16 protein-coding genes and 1 pseudogene are annotated in these 22,201 nt (G+C 71.7%); 10 read left to right on the top strand and 7 right to left on the bottom strand.

Features of this window, described 5'->3' with window-relative positions:
• The first annotated feature begins 160 nt into the window (after positions 1–160).
• The 3 genes from ACIQM4_RS31255 to adhE all read left to right on the top strand — a co-directional run bounded on the left by ACIQM4_RS31255 (position 161) and on the right by adhE (position 5,564).
• Complete coding sequence (locus ACIQM4_RS31255; protein WP_401598448.1) at positions 161–1,072, top strand: S1 family peptidase; 912 nt, start codon at positions 161–163, stop codon at positions 1,070–1,072.
• A gap of 526 nt (positions 1,073–1,598) precedes the next feature.
• Positions 1,599–2,687, top strand: a complete 1,089-nt coding sequence (locus ACIQM4_RS31250; RefSeq protein WP_401598446.1) for a S1 family peptidase — start codon at positions 1,599–1,601, stop codon at positions 2,685–2,687.
• A 282-nt stretch (positions 2,688–2,969) separates the two neighbouring features.
• On the top strand, positions 2,970–5,564 hold the full coding sequence (adhE, locus tag ACIQM4_RS31245; protein ID WP_401598444.1) for a bifunctional acetaldehyde-CoA/alcohol dehydrogenase: 2,595 nt from the start codon (positions 2,970–2,972) through the stop codon (positions 5,562–5,564).
• A gap of 100 nt (positions 5,565–5,664) precedes the next feature.
• Here adhE and ACIQM4_RS31240 read toward each other — a convergent pair whose 3' ends face one another.
• From ACIQM4_RS31240 to ACIQM4_RS31230, 3 genes are all read right to left on the bottom strand, one after another.
• Positions 5,665–6,723, bottom strand: coding sequence for a DUF3533 domain-containing protein (locus tag ACIQM4_RS31240; RefSeq protein ID WP_401598442.1), 1,059 nt, complete (start codon positions 6,721–6,723; stop codon positions 5,665–5,667).
• 266 nt (positions 6,724–6,989) lie between these two features.
• On the bottom strand, positions 6,990–8,081 hold the full coding sequence (locus ACIQM4_RS31235) for a lytic polysaccharide monooxygenase (protein ID WP_401598441.1): 1,092 nt from the start codon (positions 8,079–8,081) through the stop codon (positions 6,990–6,992).
• 250 nt (positions 8,082–8,331) lie between these two features.
• Positions 8,332–9,018, bottom strand: a complete 687-nt coding sequence (locus tag ACIQM4_RS31230) for a response regulator (RefSeq protein WP_401598531.1) — start codon at positions 9,016–9,018, stop codon at positions 8,332–8,334.
• A 130-nt stretch (positions 9,019–9,148) separates the two neighbouring features.
• On the opposite strand from ACIQM4_RS31230, the gene ACIQM4_RS31225 reads away from it, so the two are divergent.
• The 5 genes and pseudogenes from ACIQM4_RS31225 to ACIQM4_RS31205 all read left to right on the top strand — a co-directional run bounded on the left by ACIQM4_RS31225 (position 9,149) and on the right by ACIQM4_RS31205 (position 13,397).
• A complete protein-coding gene (locus ACIQM4_RS31225; protein WP_401598440.1) occupies positions 9,149–10,132 on the top strand; it encodes a Bug family tripartite tricarboxylate transporter substrate binding protein in 984 nt (327 codons plus the stop codon).
• 5 nt (positions 10,133–10,137) lie between these two features.
• Positions 10,138–10,686, top strand: coding sequence for a tripartite tricarboxylate transporter TctB family protein (locus tag ACIQM4_RS31220; RefSeq protein ID WP_401598529.1), 549 nt, complete (start codon positions 10,138–10,140; stop codon positions 10,684–10,686).
• A 5-nt stretch (positions 10,687–10,691) separates the two neighbouring features.
• A complete protein-coding gene (locus tag ACIQM4_RS31215; RefSeq protein WP_401598527.1) occupies positions 10,692–12,191 on the top strand; it encodes a tripartite tricarboxylate transporter permease in 1,500 nt (499 codons plus the stop codon).
• A 73-nt stretch (positions 12,192–12,264) separates the two neighbouring features.
• Positions 12,265–12,810: pseudogene (locus tag ACIQM4_RS31210) on the top strand (NUDIX domain-containing protein); the annotation flags it as partial.
• Between the two features lie 29 nt (positions 12,811–12,839).
• A complete protein-coding gene (locus tag ACIQM4_RS31205; RefSeq protein WP_401598439.1) occupies positions 12,840–13,397 on the top strand; it encodes a hypothetical protein in 558 nt (185 codons plus the stop codon).
• A gap of 65 nt (positions 13,398–13,462) precedes the next feature.
• Here the strand turns inward: ACIQM4_RS31205 and ACIQM4_RS31200 are convergent, their stop codons facing one another.
• Positions 13,463–13,996 (bottom strand): DUF402 domain-containing protein, encoded by a 534-nt coding sequence (locus tag ACIQM4_RS31200; protein ID WP_401598438.1) that lies wholly within the window; start codon positions 13,994–13,996, stop codon positions 13,463–13,465.
• Positions 13,977–14,903: a GNAT family N-acetyltransferase gene (locus tag ACIQM4_RS31195; protein ID WP_401598437.1), complete on the bottom strand. Its 927-nt coding sequence runs from the start codon at positions 14,901–14,903 to the stop codon at positions 13,977–13,979. Before ACIQM4_RS31195 ends, ACIQM4_RS31200 begins: the two co-directional genes overlap by 20 nt.
• A gap of 77 nt (positions 14,904–14,980) precedes the next feature.
• Between ACIQM4_RS31195 and ACIQM4_RS31190 the strand changes: the two genes are divergently transcribed.
• Positions 14,981–15,355 (top strand): GntR family transcriptional regulator, encoded by a 375-nt coding sequence (locus ACIQM4_RS31190; RefSeq protein ID WP_401598436.1) that lies wholly within the window; start codon positions 14,981–14,983, stop codon positions 15,353–15,355.
• Between the two features lie 492 nt (positions 15,356–15,847).
• Positions 15,848–17,278, top strand: coding sequence for a xylan 1,4-beta-xylosidase (locus ACIQM4_RS31185; protein WP_401598434.1), 1,431 nt, complete (start codon positions 15,848–15,850; stop codon positions 17,276–17,278).
• A 36-nt stretch (positions 17,279–17,314) separates the two neighbouring features.
• On the opposite strand, the gene ACIQM4_RS31180 is transcribed toward ACIQM4_RS31185, so the two are convergent.
• Positions 17,315–21,256, bottom strand: coding sequence for a lipopolysaccharide biosynthesis protein (locus tag ACIQM4_RS31180; RefSeq protein WP_401598433.1), 3,942 nt, complete (start codon positions 21,254–21,256; stop codon positions 17,315–17,317).
• The gene (locus ACIQM4_RS31175; RefSeq protein ID WP_401598525.1) at positions 21,249–22,043 is read right to left on the bottom strand and encodes a polysaccharide deacetylase family protein; all 795 of its coding nucleotides are present in this window, start codon (positions 22,041–22,043) and stop codon (positions 21,249–21,251) included. The genes ACIQM4_RS31180 and ACIQM4_RS31175 overlap by 8 nt, the downstream gene beginning before the upstream one ends.
• Positions 22,044–22,201: the final 158 nt, after the last annotated feature.

Below are 22,201 nucleotides of genomic sequence, written 5' to 3'. Positions count from 1 at the left end.
GTTGAGGGCCCGAATACTCCCGAGACAGCGCCTGTCAGGGGCATTACGGCCGTCCTCAAGAACGACGGGGGCAGCCGCACGCCCCCGACTGCGCCTCACGGGCCCCGGGAAAGACCCCACATCGCACCGGGCCCCCGATTCCCCTCGGGAGGAACGACAAGTGAGGAACGAGCGCACCACCACACCCCGTCGCGGCACGGCGAGACGTGTCCGATTCCTGGCCGTCGCGGCAGGTCTCGCCGCCGCGGTCGCCGTCACCGTCCCCAACGCCCAGGCCCAGTCGGCCACCGACACCTCCGCAGTGAGCGCCACCCAGCTCGCCTCCGCCGGGGCCGCGGTCCTGAAGGCGGACGTCGCGGGCACCGCCTGGCACGTCGACAAGGCGACCAACACCCTTGTCGTCACTGCCGACAGCACCGTCTCCCGCGCGGAGCTCGCGCGGATCACCCAGGCGGCGGGCGACAACGCGCGCGCCCTGCGCGTGGAACGCACCCCCGGCAAGTTCTCCAAGCTCCTCTCGGGCGGTGACGCCATCTACGCGCCCAGCTGGCGCTGCTCGCTCGGCTTCAACGTCCGCTCCGGCAACACCTACTACGCGCTGACCGCCGGGCACTGCACCGACGGCAACCCGGCGTGGTACACCAACTCCGCCCGTACGACGCGGATCGGACCGACCACCGGGTCCAGCTTCCCGAACAACGACTACGGCATCCTGCGCTACGACAACGCGAGCGTCGCCCACCCGGGCACCGTCGGCAGCGTCGACATCACCAGCGCCGCCAACGCCACCGTCAACATGAGCGTCACCCGGCGCGGCTCCACCACCGGCATCCACAGCGGCACGGTCACCGGCCTCAACGCCACTGTCAACTACGGCGGCGGCGACATCGTCTACGGGATGATCCGCACCAACGTGTGCGCCGAGCCCGGCGACAGCGGCGGCCCGCTGTACTCCGGCACCAGGGCCATCGGCCTGACCTCGGGCGGCAGTGGCAACTGCTCGTCCGGCGGCACGACCTTCTTCCAGCCCGTCACCGAGGCGCTCAGCGCGTACGGGGTCACCATCTACTGACCCTCACGGACGGGGTCACCCGGGTCACCCCGGGCCGGCCCCACGGAAGGGGCCGGCCGCCACGATCGCGTCCGTCCGCGCCGAACCGCAGTCGGCAGCACGCAGGCCCCCGATCCGGACTCCTCCGGGCGGGGGCCTGTTGCCGTGCCGGCCCGCGGGGGACGGCTGAAAGCGCGCAGCGCGGCGGCAGAAGCGGCGGCGGGTGGCGGGCGGCGGGCGTTTATGGAGATGCCGCGGGGGAAGTCGGGGCAAACGCCGGAGCCCGGTACCGGAAGGGCCAGTACCGGACAGGAGTAGACCTCACCCAGGGGCGGTCACCGGTCGCAGGGGGTGCACGCAGTCGTGACGGGGCGTCCGCAAAACGGTCACAGCGGCGGCATGTCAAGAGAACGGGGGCGTGCGGTAGTTGTCGTGTGCGCGTCTGGAAGTCGACCTTGTGTGCTCCCTGTGAGCCTGGGAATAGTGAGGCCCCACCCGGGCCCACCCCCACAACTCCGGGCCCGGGACCCCCCACAGGAGGTCACTTGTGAAGCACCGACGCATACCCAAGCGGCGCGCGGCCGCGGCAGGAGCCGCGGTCGCCGCCCTGGTCGCCACGGGCATCACCTTCCAGACCGCGAACGCGAGCGAAGGCGCGGCCCCCACGCCGACGCCGAAGACCCTGTCCGTGACGGGCGCCAACTCACTCGCCTCCTCGCTGACCAAGCAACTCGGCACGGACGCCGCCGGATCGTTCTACGACGCGAAGGCGAAGTCCCTCGTCGTCAACGTCACGGACGAGGCCGCCGCGGAAACCGTGCGCGAGGCCGGCGGCAAGGCCAGAATCGTCCAGCACACCCTGGCCGAGCTGAAGTCGGCGCGTACCGCGCTGGCGGGCAGGGCGACGATCCCGGGTACCTCCTGGGCGACCGACCCGGTCAGCAACAAGATCGTGGTCACGGCCGACCGCACGGTGAAGGGCGCCTCCCTCACCAAGCTGAACAAGGCCGTCAAGGAGCTCGGCTCCAAGGTCCTGCTGAAGCACTCCAAGGGGGAGTTCAGGCCCCTCGTCGCCGGTGGTGACGCCATCTGGGGCGCCGGTGCGCGCTGCTCGCTGGGCTTCAACGTGACCAAGGGCGGCGAGGCGTACTTCCTCACCGCGGGGCACTGCACCGCCGACATCCAGAGCTGGTCGGACAGCCAGGGCGGCGCGTCGATCGGTGACACGGTCGACTCGAACTTCCCCGGCAGCGACTACGGCCTCGTCAAGTACTCGGGTTCCACCGCCCACCCGAGCGAGGTCAACCTCTACAACGGCAGCAGCCAGGCCATCACCAAGGCCGGTGACGCCACCGTCGGCCAGCAGGTGACCCGCAGCGGCTCCACCACCCAGGTCCACGACGGCGAGGTCACCGGACTGGACGCCACCGTGAACTACGGCAACGGCCAGATCGTCAACGGACTCATCCAGACCACGGTCTGCGCCGAGCCCGGTGACAGCGGCGGCGCGCTCTTCGCGGGCGACACCGCGCTCGGCCTCACCTCCGGCGGCAGCGGCGACTGCTCGTCCGGCGGCGAGACCTTCTTCCAGCCGGTACCGGCCGCGCTCGCGGCCACGGGCACCCAGATCGGCTGATCCCGCGCAGCACCCGCACCACCACGAGCCCCGGCCCGCAGACAGCGGTCCGGGGCTTCGTGCGACGGTCTCCCGAAGAAACTTGTGAAAACTTTCACAAACTCGCAAGGGACTTAGGTCCCGTGCTGTCTGCCCAGCTCAGGGGGGTTTTCTACGGGACGCCCGGCACGGCGGTGGGACCTTCGCCCCGCGGGTTCGGGGCATTCGCCGAACCTTTCCGGCCGCCACCAGGAGTGCAATGGAGGCGTCAGGGAAACAGGCCGCAGCGAAGGAGCACCTGTCATGCAGCCCCAGGAGATGGTCGACGGACTCGTCCAGGGAGCGCGTGCAGCGCTCACCGCGTTCGAGGGGTTCGACCAGGAGCAGGTCGACCACATCGTCAAGAAGGCTTCACTCGCGGCGCTGGCCGCGCACGGCGACCTGGCGCAGCAGGCGGTCGCGGAGACCGGCCGGGGGGTGTTCGAGGACAAGGCGGTCAAGAACCTCTTTGCCTGTGAGCACGTCACGCACTCGATGGCGGGTCTCAGGACCGTCGGCGTCGTCTCCCGCGACGAGCTGACCGGCATCACCGAGATCGCCGAACCCGTCGGCGTGGTCTGCGCGATGACCCCGGTCACCAACCCCACCTCGACCACCGTCTTCAAGGCACTGATCGCCCTGAAGACCCGTAACCCGATCGTCTTCGCCTTCCACCCCTCCGCCCAGAAGTGCTCCGCCGAGGCCGCGCGGATCGTCCGTGACGCGGCCGTCGCGGCGGGGGCGCCCGCCGGCTGCGTGCAGTGGATCGACACTCCGTCGATGGAGGCCACCGGCCTGCTGATGAACCACCCCGGCGTCTCCACCATCCTCGCCACCGGCGGCAATGCCATGGTCAAGTCGGCATACTCGTGCGGCAAGCCGGCCCTCGGCGTCGGCGCGGGCAACGTCCCCGCGTACATCGCCCGCAGCGGCAAGCTCCGGCGCGCGGTGCACGACATCGTGCTCTCCAAGGCCTTCGACAACGGCATGATCTGCGCCTCCGAGCAGGCCGTCATCCTCGACGCGGAGATCTACGAGGCGGGCATCGCCGAGTTCGAGCGGCTGCACGCCTACGTCGTCACCGCCGCGGAGAAGACCAAGCTGGAGGAGTTCGTCTTCGGCACCACGGCCTTCGCCAACAACTGCGCCGGCGCGAAGCTGAACGCAGCCGTGGTCGGCAGGTCCCCGCAGTGGATAGCCGAACAGGCCGGCTTCGAGGTCCCCGCCGACACCTCGGTCCTGATCGCCGAGTGCGCCGAGGTCGGCCCCGGCGAGCCGCTCACCCGCGAGAAGCTGTCCCCGGTGCTCGCCGCCCTGAAGGCCGACGACACCGAGCACGGACTGCGGCTGGCCGCACAGATGGTCGAGTTCGACGGCCTCGGCCACAGCGCCGCCGTCCACACCGAGGACGAGGAACTGGCCGAGGAGTTCGGCAGGCGCGTCAAGGCGGTCCGCGTGATCGTCAACGCGCCCTCCACCTTCGGCGGCATCGGCGACGTCTACAACGCCTTCCTTCCCTCGCTGACACTGGGCTGCGGAAGTTACGGACACAACTCCGTCTCCAACAACGTCACCGCGGTCAACCTCCTCAACATCAAGCGGATCGGACGGCGCAACACCAACATGCAGTGGGTCAAGGTCCCGCCGAAGATCTACTTCGAACGCAACTCGCTGCGCTACCTCGGTGAGATGGCCGGGCTGAAGCGGGTCACGATCGTCACCGACAAGACGATGGGCGCACTCGGTTTCGTGCAGCGGGTCACCGACATCCTCGACAGCCGCGAGGACAAGGTCGTCGTCCAGGTCATCGACACCGTCGAGCCCAACCCCGAACTCGCCACCGTCCGGGCGGGCGCCGCACGGATGCGGGACTTCGAGCCGGACACGATCATCGCGCTCGGCGGCGGGTCGCCGATGGACGCGGCGAAGATCATGTGGCTGATGTACGAACGGCCCGAGGTGGAGTTCGCGGACACCAAGGAGAAGTTCTTCGACGTACGCAAGAGGGCCTACAAGTTCCCGGCGCTGGGGGAGAAGGCCCAGCTGGTCGCCGTCCCGACCACCTCGGGCACCGGTTCCGAGGTCACGCCCTTCGCGGTGATCTCCGACCCGGAGGCCGCCCAGAAGTACCCCCTCGCCGACTACGCGCTCACCCCGAACGTCGCGATCGTCGACCCCACCCTCCCGATGCGCCTGCCGGCCACCGTCACCGCCGACTCCGGCTTCGACGCCCTCACCCACGCCACCGAGGCGTACGTCTCCGTCTACGCCAACGACTACACCGACGGCCTCTGCCTCCAGGCCGTCAAGCTGATCTTCGAGAACCTGGAGCGCTGCGTCGTCGACGGGGCCAACGACCCCGAGGCGCGCGAGAAGATGCACAACGCCTCCACCGTCGCGGGCATGGCCTTCGCCAACGCATTCCTCGGCCTGGTGCACGCCATGGCGCACACCCTGGGCAACACCTTCCACGTCGCCCACGGCCGTACCAACGCACTCCTGCTGCCGCATGTGATCCGGCACAACGGACAGGTCGCGGCCAAGGCCACCCCGTGGCCCAAGGCCGAGGTCTACCGGGCCCCGGAGCGCTTCCAGGAGATCGCCAGGGCGCTGGGCCTCCCGGCTGCCACCCCCGAGGAGGGTGTCGAGTCCTATGCCCGGGCGGTCGAGGAACTGCGGATGCGGTGCGGCATCCCGGCGAGCTTCCGGGACGAGGGCGTCGACGAGGAGGCCTTCCTGGCCGCCCTTCCGCAGCAGGCGCTCAACGCCTACGCCGACCAGTGCGCCCCCGCCAACCCGCGGATGCCGATGATCGACGACATGAAGGACCTGATGACCCGGGCGTACTACGGAAAGTGAACACCGCCCCCGCGTGGCCCGGAGCTCCCGGGCCACGCGGGGCGTTCACCGCTTCTGCCAGTACCCGCCGACCGGTGGTCCGCGACCGTGGGACTGATGGTCACAGCTCGGATGCGGGTGCGCCGGTCTCCGTCGCGCCACCGGGCACGGCGTCGGCGCCCTTGCGGCTCGACCTGACCCGGGAGCCGGCGAGCAGGGTCACGACGGTGCCCACCACCGCCCACGCGGCGAGCACCAGCAGCGGGCCGGTGACGTTGTTGCCCTTGAAGTAGGCGATGGAACGGGCCACCCAGGTGCCCGCGCCGGGCGGCAGCCAGGGGCCGATGGCCTCCCAGAACGGCGGCAGCATCGGCAGCGGGAAGGCGCCGCCCGCACTCGGGTTGCCTGCGATGACCACCAGCAGCACTGCGATGCCGATACCGACCACCCCGGTGAGCGCCTGGAGCGCGAGGGTGATCATGCCGACGGAGAACACCACGAGGGCACCGAGCCCCCACAGCCCCCACACGCTGCCCGGCAGCGCCCCGAGCACCGGCCCGACGATGACCGCGCCGCCGAGGCCGCCCGCGATCGAGTACAGGGCCATCGCACCGGTACGGATCACCGCGCGCTGCCGGTTCGCGGGCCGTGAGCCCATGCTGATGGCCAGGATCGACGCGCACAGGTAACCGCCCACGCACCAGCCCACCACCAGGTAGAACGCCGACAGGCCGTCGAAGTCCCTGGCCGATGCGGGCGCGACGTCCACCGTCCGCGCCGTGCGCTGCTGCCTGGCCTCGACGGTGTCCGTGAGCTTGGTGAGCGCGGACGACAGCACGGTGCCCCCGCCCGACGCGACCAGCAGCGTGTCCTGCTTCGACGCGGGATCGACGATCAGCGCGCCGTCGATCTCCCGGTTCATGATCTGGTGCCTGGCCCGCGCCTCGTCCTTGACCCCGCGCGGGTCCAGGGGCTCGCCGGGGATGGCGCGCAGCTGGTCCACCAGCTGGGAGGACATCTGGGCGGGCGCCACCACGCCGAAGGCCACGTCGCGCGGCTTCGGGTTGTGCAGTGCACCCACGTAGGAGGCGATGAAGAGCAGTTGCAGGGCGAGGACGCCGATGACGAGCCACCAGGCCCTGGGGGTGACCGCGTTCTTCAACTCTGTGGCGAAGGACATGGGCCCACGCTCCGGCGGACGGTCCACCGCCGCATGCGGAGTGGGCCGGACGGGGGAAGGCGGCGACGCCGGTGGGCCGGGCGGGTGAGAGTGGCGGAGCCGGTGGGCCGGGCGGAGGAAGGGTGCGACGACGTGGCGGGGTGGGCCGTCCCCTCCCCCGGAAGGGGACGGCCCACCCGTCGGGAGCGGGGCCCCGGGTGACGGGGGCCGTGCCGCGAGGGCGTGGCCGGTCACCGAGGGCCCGCGCCCGGTCTACCGTGCGGGGCTCAGCGGCCGTGCCGCCCACCGGCGGTCGTCCTGCGGCGCACCGAGCCGAACATGACAGCTGCGCCGAGCGCCAGCACCGCCGCACCGCCCATGGCGATGTACGGGGTGCTGCTGTCGCCACCGGTCTCGGCGAGGTTCTCACCGGCGTCCACCGGGGTGGGCGAGCCGCCCTGCGCGGCGGGCTCGTTGGCGGCCGGAGCCACGGGGGCGGCCGGGGCCTGCTCCTGCGGGGCGGCGTTCTGTGCGGACGCACCCGTCTTGTGGTCGCCGTCGCCGTGCCCCTGGTGCTCGACCGTCGACTTGTCCGCGCCGGCGGCGATGTCCTGGTCGGTCGGGGCGGAGGCGACCGGGGCCGGGGCGCCGGCGCCCGTGTCCGTACCGGCGTCCGTACCGGCGCCGGCCTCCGTGCCCGTGCCCGTGTCCGTGCTCGCGCCCGTGCCGGAGCCGCCGGTGTCCTTGCCGAAGACGACGTCGGAGCAGGTGTAGAAGGCCTCCGGGCTGTCCGAGCGCTGCCACACGCTGTAGACCAGGTGGCGGCCCGTCTTGTTCGGGATGGTGCCGTCGAAGACGTAGTCGCCGGCCTCCATCTTCGGGTCGACGACCGAGACGAACGGCTTCGACTCCAGGTCGGACCACTTCAGCGGCTTCGACGGGTCGTAGCCGTCCTTGGTGACGTACAGCTCGAAGGAGCCCTTGTGCGGGGCGGTGCCCTTGTAGCGGAAGGTGTGCTTGCCCGCGGTGAGCTTCGAGGACGGCCAGTCGGCGCGCGGCAGGTCCAGGCCCTTGTACTTGTCGTTGCCGGCGCTGCACAGCTTGCCGTCGGGGATGAGGGCCTTGTGGTTGCCCGCGGCGTTCGCGATGTTCACCGCGTTCCAGTCGTAGAACGCCTGGACGCCACTGGCGGCGACGGCTGCCTTGCAGGCGGCCGAGTCGGGGCTCTCGGGGCCCTCCGCGTAGCAGGCCGACACCCGGCTGACCGGATCCGTCATGGAGCCGTGGGCTGCGGCCGGCGAGGCGGCGAGCCCGGTCAGCGCCAGCGGCGCGAGGCCGAACGCGGCGACGGTGGCGGCTTTGCGACGAGCAGCGGTCATGGTGGGGAACTCCTAGACAGGGAAGAGGCTTCAGGGCCGGGGGAGCGGGGGGAGAACTCCCTCGGCGCAACAGCACGCTAGACCCCGGAAACCGGGAAATCCCCTGCTGGGAGCGGGTGATGGCGTTCTTTATGGTGTGCTTAAGGACCTGCTCAGTGACGGTTAAGACCGTGCCTGGAATGCACCGGCACGGAGCGGCTCTCGCGGCGCGCGGGGCCGGACGCTCACGCTGCCCGCAGAACCGGATCGCTCACGCCACCCACCGGTAGCGCCGCTCCGGTCGGCCCGTGCCGCCGTACCGCAGGGTCACCTCCGCCCGGCCGGTCGTCGTGAAGTACTCCAGGTACCTGCGCGCACTCACCCTCGACAGCGCCCCGCCCTGCGCGCACTCCGTCGCCGACAGCCCGCCCGGGTGCGCCCGCAAGGTCCGCTCCACCAGCTCGGCGGTGTGCACGGCCAGCCCCTTGGGCAGCTCCCGCGAACCCGGCGGGCGCGTGCCGAACAGCTGGTCCACGTCCTCCTGCCGGGCCTGCCCGTGCGCCGACAGCGCGTCGAACCGGTTGCGCAACGACGCCACGTGCCGCAGCTGCTCGCGCAACGCCGCCTGGTGGAACGGCTTGATCAGATAGTGCAGGGCGCCGGCCCGCAGCGCCGCCCGTACGATCCCGGCCTCCCGCGCCGCCGTGATGAACAGGGCGTCGGCCGTCGGCCGGCCGGTGTCCCGCGCCTCGGCGGCGCGCAGCTCACGCAGAACGTCGAGCCCGTCCATGTCGGGCAGATACACGTCCAGGAGCACGAGGTCCGGCCGCAGCCGCTCGGCGGCGCGCAGGGCGTCGGCGCCACTGTGGGCGACCCCGACCACCGTAAACCCGTCCATCGCGGACACGCAGCGGCTGTGGACCTTCGCCACCATGAAGTCGTCGTCCACGACCAGCACATTCGTCACCCGCACACGCTAGGGCGCGACCACAAGGACCACAACGTCCGTTGGTTCCGGAACGGCGACAGCTGGTTAACGCCCCGGCAACATGACCCCACCTCCCAACACGAACCGAAAGGCGGCGCCCGTGCGATTGCGCACCCCCCTCGCCATGGCCGGGGCGGCACTCCTGGTGCTCGTGGGGCCGCCGCTGCTCACCACGGGCAGCGGCTCCGAGACCGGCACCCAGATCCCCGGCCTGCGCCTCATGGTCCCCAACACCCCCGGCGGCGGCTACGACATCACCGCCCGCACCGCGGCCAAGAACGCCGAGGAGGCCGAACTCAGCAGCGGCATCGAGGTGTTCAACCTCCCCGGCGCGGGCGGCACCGTCGGCCTCGCCCGACTCGCGTCGGACCACGGCAACGGCAAGGTCGCCATGTCGATGGGGCTCGGCGTGGTGGGCGCGGTGCACACCAACAAGGCGCCGCAGACCCTCGCCGACACCACCCCCATCGCCCGGCTCACCGAGGAGCAGGACATCGTGGTGGTCGGCAAGGACTCCCCGTACAAGGACATCGAGGACCTGCTCACCGCCTGGCGGGCGAACCCCGCCAAGGTTCCCGTCGGCGGCGGCTCCGCGCCCGGCGGCCCCGACCACCTCGCGCCGATGCTGATGGCACGCGCGGCCGGGATCAAGCCGAAGGACGTCAACTACGTCCCGTTCGACGGTGGCGGTGAGCTCCTCGCCTCCATCCTCGGCAACAAGGTCGCCTTCGGCGTCTCCGGCGTCGGCGAGTACCTGGACCAGATCGAGGCGGGCGAGCTGCGGCTGCTCGCGGTCACCGGACCGAAGCGGGTACCGGGGCTCGACGCGCCCACCCTGCGCGAGTCGGGACTCGACACGGAGTTCACCAACTGGCGCGGCATCGTCGCCCCGCCGGGCCTCACCGACGCCGAACGCACCAAACTCGTCCAGCTCTTCGAGAAGCTGCACGCCTCGGCGCAGTGGCAGGGCTCGATGAAGAAGAACGGCTGGGACGACGCCTTCCTCACCGGGGAGAAATTCGGTGACTTCCTCGACCAGGAGGACAAGCGCGTGGACTCCGTCCTGAAGGAGCTGGGGCTGTGAACTCCCTGGAGAAATCGCCCGGTTCGACCGAGGCCTCGCAGAGTCCGGCGCCCGCCGGCCGCGCCGCCTGGCTGCGCGAGCACTCCGAACTCGGCGTCAGCGCGCTCCTGCTGGTGATCGGCGTGCTCGTCCTCACCGACGCGCTCACCATGCACGTCGAGATCGCCCAGCGCGGCCCGGTCGGCCCGACCACCGTGCCGCTGGTCGTCGGCGGCGCCCTGCTGGTCGTCGCCGTACTCCTGGCCGTGGACGTCCTGCGCGGCGGTCGCGGCGAGGCAGAGGGCGGCGAGGACATCGACCTCTCCGAGCCCAGCGACTGGCGCACGGTCCTGCTCCTCGCCGGAGTCTTCCTCGGCAACGCCGTCCTGATCGGCCCGGTCGGCTTCCCGGTCTCCGGCGCCCTGCTGTTCTGGGGCTCCGCCTACGCCCTCGGCAGCCGCCACCACGGACGGGACCCGCTGATCGCTGCGGGCCTCTCCCTCTTCACCTACTTCGTCTTCAACAACCTGCTGGGCGTCCCGCTGCCCGGCGGACCCCTGATGGGAGTGCTGTAACGGTGTTGGACTCCCTCAACTCGCTGATGGACGGTTTCGGAACCGCCCTCACGCCGATCAACCTCCTGTGGGCCGCCGTCGGTGTCCTGCTCGGCACTGCCATCGGCGTGCTGCCCGGCATCGGCCCCGCGATGGCGGTCGCGCTGCTGCTCCCGGTGACGTACGGCCTCGAACCCACCGGCGCGTTCATCATGTTCGCGGGCATCTACTACGGCGCGATGTTCGGCGGCTCCACGACCTCGATCCTGCTCAACACCCCGGGGGAGAGCGCGGCCGTCGTCGCCGCGCTGGAGGGCCACCCCATGGCCAAGGCGGGGCGCGGCGCGCAGGCACTCGCCGCCGCCGCCATCGGCCACTTCGCGGGCGGCATGATCGGCACGGTCCTCCTCGTCGCCCTGGCGCCCGCCGTCGCCGCGCTCGCCGTGGACATCGGCGCACCCGACTACTTCGCCATCATGGTGCTCGCCTTCATCGCGGTGACCTCCGTACTCGGCTCCTCCCGGATCCGCGGGCTCGCCTCGCTCCTCATCGGCCTCACCATCGGCCTGGTCGGCCTCGACCAGATGACGGGACAGTCCCGTCTCACCTTCGGCTCGCTCGAACTCGCCGACGGGGTGGACGTGGTGATCGTCGCGGTCGGTCTCTTCGCCATCGGCGAGGCGCTCTGGGTGGCCGCACACCTGCGCCGGGGCGGCGCGGATGCGATCCCCGTCGGCCGTCCCTGGCTCGGGAAGAAGGACGTCAGGCGCACCTGGAAGTCCTGGCTGCGCGGCCCGCTGATCGGCTTCCCGTTCGGCGCGATCCCGGCCGGCGGCGCGGAGATCCCCACGTTCCTCTCGTACGTCACCGAGAAGCGGCTCTCCAAGCACAAGGAGGAGTTCGGCAAGGGCGCCATCGAGGGCGTCGCGGGCCCGGAGTCCGCGGCCTCCGCGTCGGCGGCGGGCACCCTCGTCTCGATGCTGACCCTCGGCCTGCCCACCACCGCCGTCGCCGCCGTGATGCTGGCCGCCTTCCAGCAGTACGGGATCCAGCCGGGCCCGCTCCTCTTCGAGCGCGAACCCGAGCTGGTCTGGGGCCTCATCGCGTCCCTCTTCGTCGGCATGGTCCTGCTGCTGGCCCTCAACCTGCCCCTCGCCCCGCTGTGGGCGAAGCTGCTGCGGATCCCGCGCCCCTACCTCTACGCGGGCATCCTCTTCTTCGCGTCGGTCGGCGCGTACGCGGTCGGCGGCGAGGCACTGGACCTGGTGGTGCTGCTGATCATCGGACTGCTCGGCTTCGGGATGCGGCGGTACGGGCTGCCCGTACTGCCCGCCGTGATCGGCGTGATCCTCGGCCCGGCCGCCGAACAGCAGCTGCGCCGAGCCCTCCAGATCAGCGACGGCAGTGTGACGGGACTGGTCAACACGCCCTTCTCCGTGGTCGTGTACGCGATCGTCGTACTCCTCCTGGCCTGGCCCCTCGTGAAGAAGCTGCCCTTCCTGCGGCGTGGAGGAGCGGCCTCGTAACAACCGGCTCGCCGTTCGCGCCCCGGGCACTGTCGGTGCCGGATGTCACCATCGGGGCATGAACGACAAAGGCGCCCCGGCCGGCTCGCCCGCCCGGCACACCGAAGTGGTCGACGTCCACCTGATCCTGCGCAGGGGCGAGGAGGTGCTCCTGTCCCGGCGGGCCAACACGGGTTACGCGGACGGCCTGTTGCACGCCCCGTCGGGCCACGTCGAGGACGGCGAGGACGTACGGACCGCGGTGATCAGGGAGGCGGCGGAGGAGACCGGCATCACGCTCGCCCCCGCCGACCTGTCCGTGGCCCTGGTCATGCAACACCGCGGCCCCGGCGGCCGGCCCCGCACCGGCTGGTTCTTCGAGGCGGCGTACGACCCCTGCGACCCGCCCGCCAACAACGAACCCGACAAGTGCTCCGGCCTCTCCTGGCACCCGCTGTCCGCCCTCCCGGACGACATGGTGGCGTACTGCAGAGCAGGCCTGGACGCCTACCGGAGCGGCGGACGCTTCGTCCTGCACTGGCACGAGGACGACGACCCGGTCGCGTACGAGAAGTCCGGACGGGACCGGGCGGTGGTGCTCCCGGCCTCCGCTGCCCCTTCCCGCACGTGTGCGCTTTGATGGGCGCCATGAGACATGGGGCGCGGAGGATGTCCGCGGTGCTGCTGCTTCCGCTGGTGCTGGCCGGGTGCGGGACGGAGACGTCCGGCTCGTCAGGGAACGTCGACCAGGGCGAACTCAGGAAACGGGCCGGGGAGTCCGCGCTTGAGCACGTGTACGTGACGGAGATACCCGGGTTCACGCTCGCCGCGCAGTCGGTGGGGGTGATCGGGAACGACGGCTTCTCGGGTACGTACGTCTCGGCGGGCGGCGGCGGTGAGGTGCAGCTCTCCGTCGACCGGGGCAAGCTGCCCGCCGACGGCTGTCCGGGCTGCGCCAAGGACGGCGACAACTGGTACCACTCCGCCCAGGGCCAGACCGTGTATCTGCGGGCAGAGGGCGGACACGTGGTGCGCCTGACCGGCTCCGGGGGAGCGGACCGGGCCACGGTCAAGGCGGCCGCCGAGAAGGCTCATCACGCGAGCCCGCAGGAGATGGACCAGGTGCTCCCGCAGGCGAAGGAGCAGGGCGGCGCCCCCGTGGAGCGGGGCGACCTGCCACCGGTGGGCGACGGGGCCCCGCGCAACGACGTGGGGGCGAGCGGCTGAGGCAGGTTGCCGGGGGGAGAGCCGGTCGGCGGCCTGTACCGAAGGTGGTCGCGGCGTCAACGGTGTCAGGCCAGGAGCCGGGCGAACTCGGAGCCTAGGGCGGCCCGTTCGAGGGCGTCCAGGGTGCGGGCTGCCTCGGCGGCCGCCGCCGGGTCGCGCCCGGCGAGGCCGCTCGCTGCGAACTCGTCCTCGTCGAGCCGCAGCACCGTGGCCCCGTCCGCCGAACGCCACAGGTCGAGGTCCAGGTCCTCGACCTCCACCGTGCCGTCCTCGTGCACGACGGCGGGGCGGGTCACGTCGCAGTACCAGCCCTTGAGCGTGCCGTCCCCGGAGCGGACCTCCTTGACCGCGTACCACCGGTCGCGCCAGTAGTGCTCGGTGAGGACGTCGCCCGGCACGAACCGCACGAACCCGAAGTCCTTCACGGTGTCCCGCGCCCAGGCGGCGCGCACGGTGAGGTGCGTGCCGTCGTCACGGAGCAGCACGGCCGGGTAGCGGATCTTGAGGCGACCGGCCTTGGTGAGCGCGATCCGCACCGTCCGCTGCGGGTCGTCGCGTTGCGGGTCGTCCGGGTGCGGGTCAACCGAGGGTGCGGACATATTCGACCTCCGTGTTGCCGTGCCCGTAGCCGAGCCACCTGTTGACCGTGAGCATGGCGGTGTTGACGTCGTCGTTGCTGGTGAATGCCTCGCGGCAGCCCGCCGCGCGGGAGCGCCGCAGCGAGTGCGACTTGACGGCCTTGGCCAGACCCAGCGCGCGGAACGCCCGGCGGGTGCCGGTCATGCCGGAGCTGTACCGGCTCGCGCCGTCCGTGTGGGCGAGGGTGAACGCGGCGACCGTACCGTCGTCCGTGACGGCCAGGGTGGTGAGCGCGCGGTCGAGGAGCGGCACGTTCCAGACGGTGCGCAGCCAGTCGTCGTAGTCGTCGAGGACGGTCCCCACGGAACCGGGTTCGTCGCGGGCCGCCTCGGCGTCCGCCTCGAACAGCGGCCGCGGGTCGTCGCCCAGTACGTCGGCACCGCACAGGGTGAGCCCGGCGGGCAGCGGCGGCGGCTCGGGCAGGGTGACCGCGGCCAGGTCCAGCCGCTGGTAGTGCATCGAGTGGCTCCGGGTGTAGCCGCGCTTCTCGGCGAAGGCCCGGGACGGGGCGTCCAGGGCCCAGACGTGCAGTGCGGTCGCACCGCGCGCGCCCAGGTACTCCTCGCCCGCGCGCAGCAGGGCCGACCCGGCGCCGCGGCCACGGTGCTCGGGGTGCACCACCGGGATGCAGGAGGCGTGGCCCGTCTCGGTGCCCTGGTAACTGAGCTGCGCACGGAGGACGCCGACCACCTGCCCGCTCCCGGTGTCCTCGGCCAGCAGGTACCGGAGCCTGGCGGCGGGGGAGGCGCTGGCCATCTGGAACACGACGGACTCGGCGGTCGTCACGTTGTACGGCAGCGCGGCACGCCGCAGTTCGACGATCGCCGCCACGTCGGACGAGTCGGGGCGGAAGTCTCGGACAGCCATGGTCATGGAGCGTGACGTTACGGAGCGGGCGCGCCGTCCGCCTCCCCTTTTCCGGCGGAGGGGGGACAATCGGCGGCGTGACTTTGAACATTGTCGTGGACTTCGACGACGCCACCGCCCCGTACGAGCAACTCCGCGCCCAGATCTCGGAGCAGGCCCGCTCCGGGGCCCTGCCGGTGGGCTACAGACTGCCGACGGTACGGGGCCTGGCGGCCGAACTCGGTCTCGCCGCCAACACGGTCGCCAAGGCGTACCGGGCGCTGGAGGCGGACGGCGTGATCGAGACCCGCGGCCGCAACGGGACGCTCGTGGCGGCGGCGGGGGACGCGGCGGACCGTGAGGCCGCGTCGGCGGCCCGCGAATACGCCGAACGGGCACGCAGGCTGGGACTGAGCAGGGCGAGGGCGATGGCGGCGGTGGAGGAAGCGACGAGGGCCACATTCCCGGAGTAACCCGCCGGGGCCTGCCGGGGCGGGTTGCGCGCCGACCCCCACCCGCGCGCCCAGGGGGCGCCCCTCCAGGGGCGCGGGGAACTGCGCGAGCAACCACGACCCACCCGCACAATCCCCACGCACCCGCAGGGGGCACCTCCCAGGGGCGCGGGGAACTGCGCGACCAGCCACGACGCGCCCGCGCGAAGGAAACGCACCGGCAGGGGGGGCACGCGAAGGGGAACGCTCCGCGCGAGGGGCCGCCCCCTTGCCCACCCGTCCCGCCCCCGGGGGGCGGCCCCGCTGCCCAAGTGGGCTGAGGTGAGGGGTGGGGGTGGGGACGGCCCCGCTGCCCAAGAGGGCTGAGGTGAGGGGTGGGGTGGCGGCCCCGCTGCCCAAGGCAGCTGGAGGTAGCGACGGAGGGGCGGCCCCGCTGCCCAAGGCAGCTGGAGGTAGCGACGGAGGGGCGGCCCCGCTGCCCAAGGAGGCCCCCCGCCGCTACTGTGATACGCGATGGGACGTCATGGGTGGGACACGGGGACGCGACGGTGGCGGTTCACCGCGTTGATCGGCGTGGGCATGGCCGCACTCGCGCTCGTACTGACCATGTGCACCGCCTGGCCCGGCGCCGACGGCACAGGCGACAGCGCGGGCACCTCCACGGACGGCGCCAAGGTGCACGGCACCCCGCCGCCGGCCCCCGGCACGGCCAAGGCCGAACTCGGCTGGGGCTTCACGCACACCCAGTTCAGCGCGGACGCGGGTGACGACACCGCCCGCGCCCGCGCCGAGAAGCTCCTCGCCGGGAAGAAGCTGCCGCAGATCCAGCACCTGATGGGCTGGGGGTCCAACAACCCCGAACCCTCCCCGGGCCGCTACCAGTTCGGCGAGATGGACAGCCGCATCGACCTGATCCGCAGGTCGGGAGGGACCCCCGTGGTCACCCTGTGCTGCGCACCGGACTGGATGAAGGGCGGCAAGAAGGGCGCCGCGAACACCGACTGGAGCAAACAGGCGCTGGAGACCGCGCCCCGCCCCGAGCACTACGCGGACTTCGCGAAACTCGCGGGGGTGGTGGCCCGCCGCTACCCGGACGTCAAGCATTTCATCGTGTGGAACGAGTTCAAGGGCTTCTTCGACGACGGCGCGAGACGCTGGAACTACGAGGGCTACACCGAGCTCTACAACCTGGTGTACGCCGAGCTGAAAAAGGTGAACAAGGACATCCTGGTCGGCGGCCCCTACCTCGTCATGGACAGCATCGACCCCCGCGCCACCGACAACGCCTCGCAGGTCAGGGGTGCTTGGGGCAGCCTCGACCAGCGCTCCCTCGACGCCTTCACGTACTGGAACGAGCACAAGGCGGGCGCCGACTTCGCCGTCGTCGACGGCTCCAGCTACTCCAAGGACGACGAACTGCTGCCGTCGGACTTCGGCGCCACCGACAAGTTCACCGCCGTCAGCCGCTGGGTGCGGCAGCAGACCGGCGGAAAGCTGCCGCTGTGGTGGGCCGAGTACTACGTCGAGCCCGGTGACGCAGACGACGACCGGGACGACTGGAGCGAACCGCACCGGGCAGCGGTCCAGGCCGCCGGGATGATCGCGCTGGCACGCGGTGGCACCGGGACCGCCTTCTACTGGAACCCGCAGAACGAGCGGGGCGACTGCGCGGGCTGCCTCTGGACGCCCACACAGGCGGCCGACGGCGGGATGGAGCTGCCCATGATGAAGCTGATCTCCCGGTTCGCCGCCGAGTTCCCGCCCGGCACCCGCTACGACGAGAAGGTCCCGGTCGCGGCCGACGACGTGTCCCACGTACGCGTCCTCGCAGACGAGAGGACCGCCCTCGTCGTGAACACCCTCGACCGGGCCGTCGAGACCCGCGTCGACGGCCAGGACATCGCCATGAAGCCCTACGAGGTGCGCTGGCTCACCCGCAAGTAGCAAGAACGAGCAAGAACGCTCGGGCGCCCCCCGCCCCTACGACCCCACCCCCGACAGCGACACCAGCCGCTCCACCAGCGAACCGAGCAGTACCGCCAGCAGCGGCAGCGAGAACCAGTACGTCGACTGCATCCAGCGGAGTTTGCGCACGCTCTCCGGCCGGGCCACCCGCACCACCTCGCGCGCCGACAGCAGCACGATCAGGGCCAGCGCGGCCAAGGCGCCCACCACCGACCACGGCGTCCACGTCACCCGCGGTCCGGCCGGACCCGGCTCCGCCTTCGCGACCGGCCCGTCCGGCTGCTCGGCCATGGCGTAGAGCGTCACGTCCGCGTTGCTGAGGACCTTCTTCAACTCCGGCCGGGCGTCCAGGTTCTGCACCAGCCGCCGCTCCCAGCTCGCCGCGTAACCGGAGTCCATCTGGAGATAGACCGTCTGACTGCGGTTGATCATCAGGTACGACTGCGGGCCCGCGTCCTTCAGCGACTTGACCAGGCCCGCCACCAGCACCGGGTCACGCGGTGCCTCCGTCGGCTCGTAGCTCACCTTCTCCATGTCCCTGGCGCCCCAGGGAATCGCGGGAGTGACGTTCTCGACGACGTCGTCGCTCATCCACAACAGCCTGGTCGTCGGCTCGTCGTGCGCGTACACGTACTCCATCGCCGCGACCTCGCCCGCCCGCACCCGCTCGAACGCCTCGTTGCCCCAGCGGGCCACCAGGAACCCGCCCATCAGGACGAGCCCGGCCAGGAGTGCGGCGAGCGGGGCGAGGCTGGTGCGGTCCGCGTCGCGTTCCGCCCTAGTGGCGCCGGTACGGGGGAAGAAGGCCAGGCCCGCGAGCAGGGCCGCACCGGGGAGCGCGAACATGAAGACACGCAGCGCCATCTCGCCGCCGTAACTCTGCATGCCGAGCATGGCGAACGGGACGAATGCCAGCACCGGCAGCGAGCGTTCGCCGTAGCCCGCGAACCGGCGCCGCGACACCCCCCAGCAGGCCAGTGCCATCACGCCGCCGGCCAGTGCCACCCGTACGTACAGCACCAGCTTGTGCGAGGAACTGCCCCCCTCGATGCGGCCCGCCACCGACGACGACACGTTGTCGCCCAACCCGCCGATCCCGCCGAAGAGTTCCTCGAAGTGCCCCGACCAGTACGGCTCGGCGAAGAAGCCGATCCACACCGCGACCAGCACGGTGAGCAGGATCGGCAGCCCGCGCAGGGTGGAGCGCCCGCACAGCACCAGCAGCGTCAGCACCCCGAGCATCACGAACGGAGTCAGCTGGTGGGCCGGGACCGTCCCCGCGAACAGGGCGATCAGCACCACGAGCAGCGTCGCCCTCTCCCGCCGCCCGGCCACCCGCACCTCAGCCTCGCCCGGCCGCCGCTTCGTCCAGATGACGCGCGGCTCGCGGAACCACACAAGCAGGATCGCCACGAAGGCCAGGTAGAGGAGGTACGTGTAGCCCTGCGGCGAGAAGTAGTCCTGGCCGACCCAGCCGCTCAGCACGAAGAACCAGGCACCCGCCCACTTCGCCCGCCAGCCCGCGCGCATCGACTTCATCAGCAGGAAGAGCGGTGCCAGGTAGAGGAGTTGCATGGCCGTCGGCCACCAGCGGATGACCTCCGTCATGTCGGAGATCCCGCACGCCTCGGCCACGAAGGTCGCCGCGGCGAAGAACCCCGGCCAGCTCCACCGTGCGTCCAGGTCGGGCACGGCCGTGCCGGTGCGCTCGATGTGGTCCATGAACCCCAGGTGCTGCCATGCCGTGGGGAAGCGCGGCGCCTCCTCAAGTACGGCCGGCAGAGCGTGCAGCGACACCACGGTCACGATCAGCGCCACCGCCAGGAGCGCGGTCCTCGGCCGCTCCAGCCACAGCATCGAGGCGAACGCCACCACGAGCAGCGCGGCGCCGGCAAGCGTGGTCAGGGGCAGCACGGTGACCAGCCCGAGTCCGCCGATCCGCTCCAGATCGTCCGCACCGATACCCCGCACCGGGAGCCAGTACAGCAGCACGGCAGCCAACAGCACTGCGCCGAAGACGAGTTCGGGCGCCCGGCTACGAAGCCGGAGCAGGGCGCGGTGCGTCAGGGAGGTGTCGCCAACGGCCTCCCCCTCGGCGGACGGCACGGCTACCGGCGTCGACGAGGTGGAAGCGGTCGGTGTTGCCTCCGAAGTACTGTGCGAAACGGACGACTTGGCGAAGCGGTCGGTCGCCTGCGTGGGCAGTCGCCTGGCCCAGGCCGGGCGGTGCCCGCCGGGCCGGACGTCCTCCGGCTCCCCGTCCTGTGACTGCCCGTCCTGCGACTTCTCCATGTCCGGTACGACACCGGAGGGCCCCCGGGGGATGTACAGCCCGCCCGCCGGAGTCTCCGGGCCGATCCGTACGTCCGGTCTGCGCTCCGGGTGGTCGAAGTCGACATGCGTGCCCAGCGGCAGCGTCGTCGCATCCCCCAGGGCCACCCGCAGGATCCGCCCCGGGCCCGAACGCGTCGCCTCGACGGCGGCGGCCTCTTCGACGGCTGCCTTCCCGTCCTCGCCGCCCGCCCCGGGCCCCGTGGTGTCCCCGGAAGCCCCGGCCGCCGCCGGCGCCCTCTCCGCCGCACCGGCAGGCCCAGGCTCCGGGGCCACCCTGACCACCCCGTACAGCTTGAAGGCGGCGATCGTGGCGATCACCGCGAGGCTCGACACCTCGGCGATGCCCGCGCCGGTCAGCCCCGTCCGGGGCAGCAGGAACAGGGTCAGACCCAGGACCAGGACGCACAATCCGCCCTGGAGAACGGCGAGTCCGGCGGTACGGCTCTGAGCGCGCAGCACCGCGAAGTACACCTCTATGACCACCCGCAGCAGCGCGCCGACCGCGAACCAGCGCAGCAGCGGAGTCGCCGCCTGCGCGTACCCCGCGCCGAAGACACTCAGCACGTACGGCGCGCCGAAGAACAGGACGGCCGTCACCGGCAGCATCAGCTTGGCCATCTTCTTCAGCGCGGCCCGGCAGTTGCGGGCGAGCGACGCCGGGTCGTGTGCGCCCTCGACCGTGAGCGAGGCCCCCATGTTGATGGCGAGCAGGTTGACGGTGCTGCCGATGGTGGCGGTGATGTAGAAGTACGCGTTGTCCGACGAGCTGACCTGCGAGGCGACGATCACCGGCACCAGGTAGACCACGGCCAGCGAGAACAGCGAACCGGTGTAGTCGCCGGCCAGGAACCGGCCCATCTGCCGCGTCGTCGGCGGCTGCGCCAGCCCTTCGGTGGCCCTCACATGGCGGGGCACGAGCCTGCGGAACACCAGGAGGCCCAGCGGGATCACGGACACCGCGATCGCCGCCACCCACGAGACGAAGACACCCGCGGTCGGGACCGACGTGGCGATCAGCACCAGCAGGACCAGCTTCACCGCGGAGAAGAGGGTGTTGCCGACCGGCACCCACAACGCGCTGCGCAGCCCGGTCAGCACCCCGTCCTGGAGCGTCAGCAGCGACCACATGACCACCGCGAGGACGAAACCGAGGCCGTTCAGCGGCCCGTGCAGGAACCGGTACGAGGGCCCCCAGAAGTCCAGTGTGAGCAGGAAGGTCCCGGCCGCCACCGCGACGACCAGGGAACTCCCCGCATACGTACGGAGCACCAGCCGACCGGTACGGCGGCCGGACACCGGGATGAACCGGGCCAGCGCGCCGGTCAGGGTGAGCGCCGTGAGCCCGGCGAGCAGCTTCATCGCGGCGATCGCCGCCGAGCCCTGACCGACCGCCTCGGGCGTGTAGTACCGCGCCGCGAGCAGCCAGAAGCCCAGGCCGAGCAGCGCGCTGACCCCCGTGTTGAGCATCAGCGCGTAGGCGTTGCGAAACAGCGGACCGGCGCCGCCCCGCCCGGGGACCGGCAGCCGCAGCTTCCGGGCCTGCGGGGCGGGCGGCCGGTCCCCGCCCACCGCCGGGTTCTCCCCGGTGTCGCTCCCGGCCCGTGCGGTGGTCGTGTCAGACACGGCTGGCGGCTGCCTCTCGCGACGGCCGGGCGAGGCGGACGGCGGACCGGGACCTGCGCACCACCGCGTACCCCCGGGTGAGCGCCCGCTCCCTGGCGAAGTCGCGGAAGGTCGCCCGGTTCTCCACCATCCGCTCGAACCGGCCGATGTCCGTGCTGCGCTGCACGGTCACCCGGCGCAGCGCGTACGGGCCCTGGTCACGGGAGGCGAGGGCGTTGTTCACGGCGAGGGCCTGGGCGAAGCCGGCGTCCCGCACCGCCGTACGCACCCGGCGGCTGGAGTAGCCGTACGGGTAGGCGAACGACGCGGGAGCGCTCCCGAGCTCGTCGGCGACCAGTTCCCGGCAGCGGGCCACCTCGTGGCGCAGCCGGCCGTCGTCGAGCTGGTCGAGCTGCGGGTGGCTGTGGCTGTGCCCGCCGATCTCGACCCCCGCGTCCGCGAGCTCGCGGACCTGGTCCCAGTCGAGCATGGTGTCCAGCGCGCCCTCCTCCTCGTACCGACCGCGCAGCCAGCCGGTGGAGACGAACAGGGCGGCCCTGAAACCGTGTTCGACGAGCGAGGGCAGGGCGTGCCGGTGGACGCCCTCGTAGCCGTCGTCGAAGGTGATCAGTACCGGCTTCGGCGGCAGGACGGCGCGCGCCGAGCGCCAGGCGTCCCCCAGCTCCCGGACGGTGAGCGGGGTGAAGCCGTTCGCGTCGAGCAGCGCCATGTGCTCGGCGAAGGACTCAGGTGACACGGACAGCCCGTACGCGGCAGCGGCCGGCCGGTGCCCGACGGCGTGGTACATCAGAATCGGCACGGCACCGGCGGCCGCACTCGCACCCTCGGGCTCGACCTGCCACGCGCCGGCGCCCGCCACCGAGGCCGTGCCGGTGCCGGTCGCCGTGCCAGTTCCGGCCACCCCGCTCGTGCCGGTGCCGGTCGCCGTGCCAGTTCCGGCCACCC

Origin of the sequence: Streptomyces sp. NPDC091272 (assembly GCF_044757485.1) — a bacterium.
GTDB lineage: Bacteria > Actinomycetota > Actinomycetes > Streptomycetales > Streptomycetaceae > Streptomyces.
The sequence above is the reverse complement of the archived record's forward strand: the minus strand, read 5'-3'. Positions and strand labels throughout refer to the sequence as shown.

What these genes read in the sequence shown, in the direction of transcription:
- adhE (WP_401598444.1), top strand. Translation starts at nt 2,970, where the DNA reads ATGCAGCCCCAGGAGATGGTCGACGGACTCGTCCAGGGAGCGCGTGCA.
- ACIQM4_RS31240 (WP_401598442.1), bottom strand. Translation starts at nt 6,723, where the DNA reads ATGTCCTTCGCCACAGAGTTGAAGAACGCGGTCACCCCCAGGGCCTGG.
- ACIQM4_RS31235 (WP_401598441.1), bottom strand. Translation starts at nt 8,081, where the DNA reads ATGACCGCTGCTCGTCGCAAAGCCGCCACCGTCGCCGCGTTCGGCCTC.
- ACIQM4_RS31205 (WP_401598439.1), top strand. Translation starts at nt 12,840, where the DNA reads ATGTCCGCGGTGCTGCTGCTTCCGCTGGTGCTGGCCGGGTGCGGGACG.
- ACIQM4_RS31200 (WP_401598438.1), bottom strand. Translation starts at nt 13,996, where the DNA reads ATGTCCGCACCCTCGGTTGACCCGCACCCGGACGACCCGCAACGCGAC.
- ACIQM4_RS31195 (WP_401598437.1), bottom strand. Translation starts at nt 14,903, where the DNA reads ATGGCTGTCCGAGACTTCCGCCCCGACTCGTCCGACGTGGCGGCGATC.
- ACIQM4_RS31185 (WP_401598434.1), top strand. Translation starts at nt 15,848, where the DNA reads ATGGGACGTCATGGGTGGGACACGGGGACGCGACGGTGGCGGTTCACC.
- ACIQM4_RS31175 (WP_401598525.1), bottom strand. Translation starts at nt 22,043, where the DNA reads ATGTACCACGCCGTCGGGCACCGGCCGGCCGCTGCCGCGTACGGGCTG.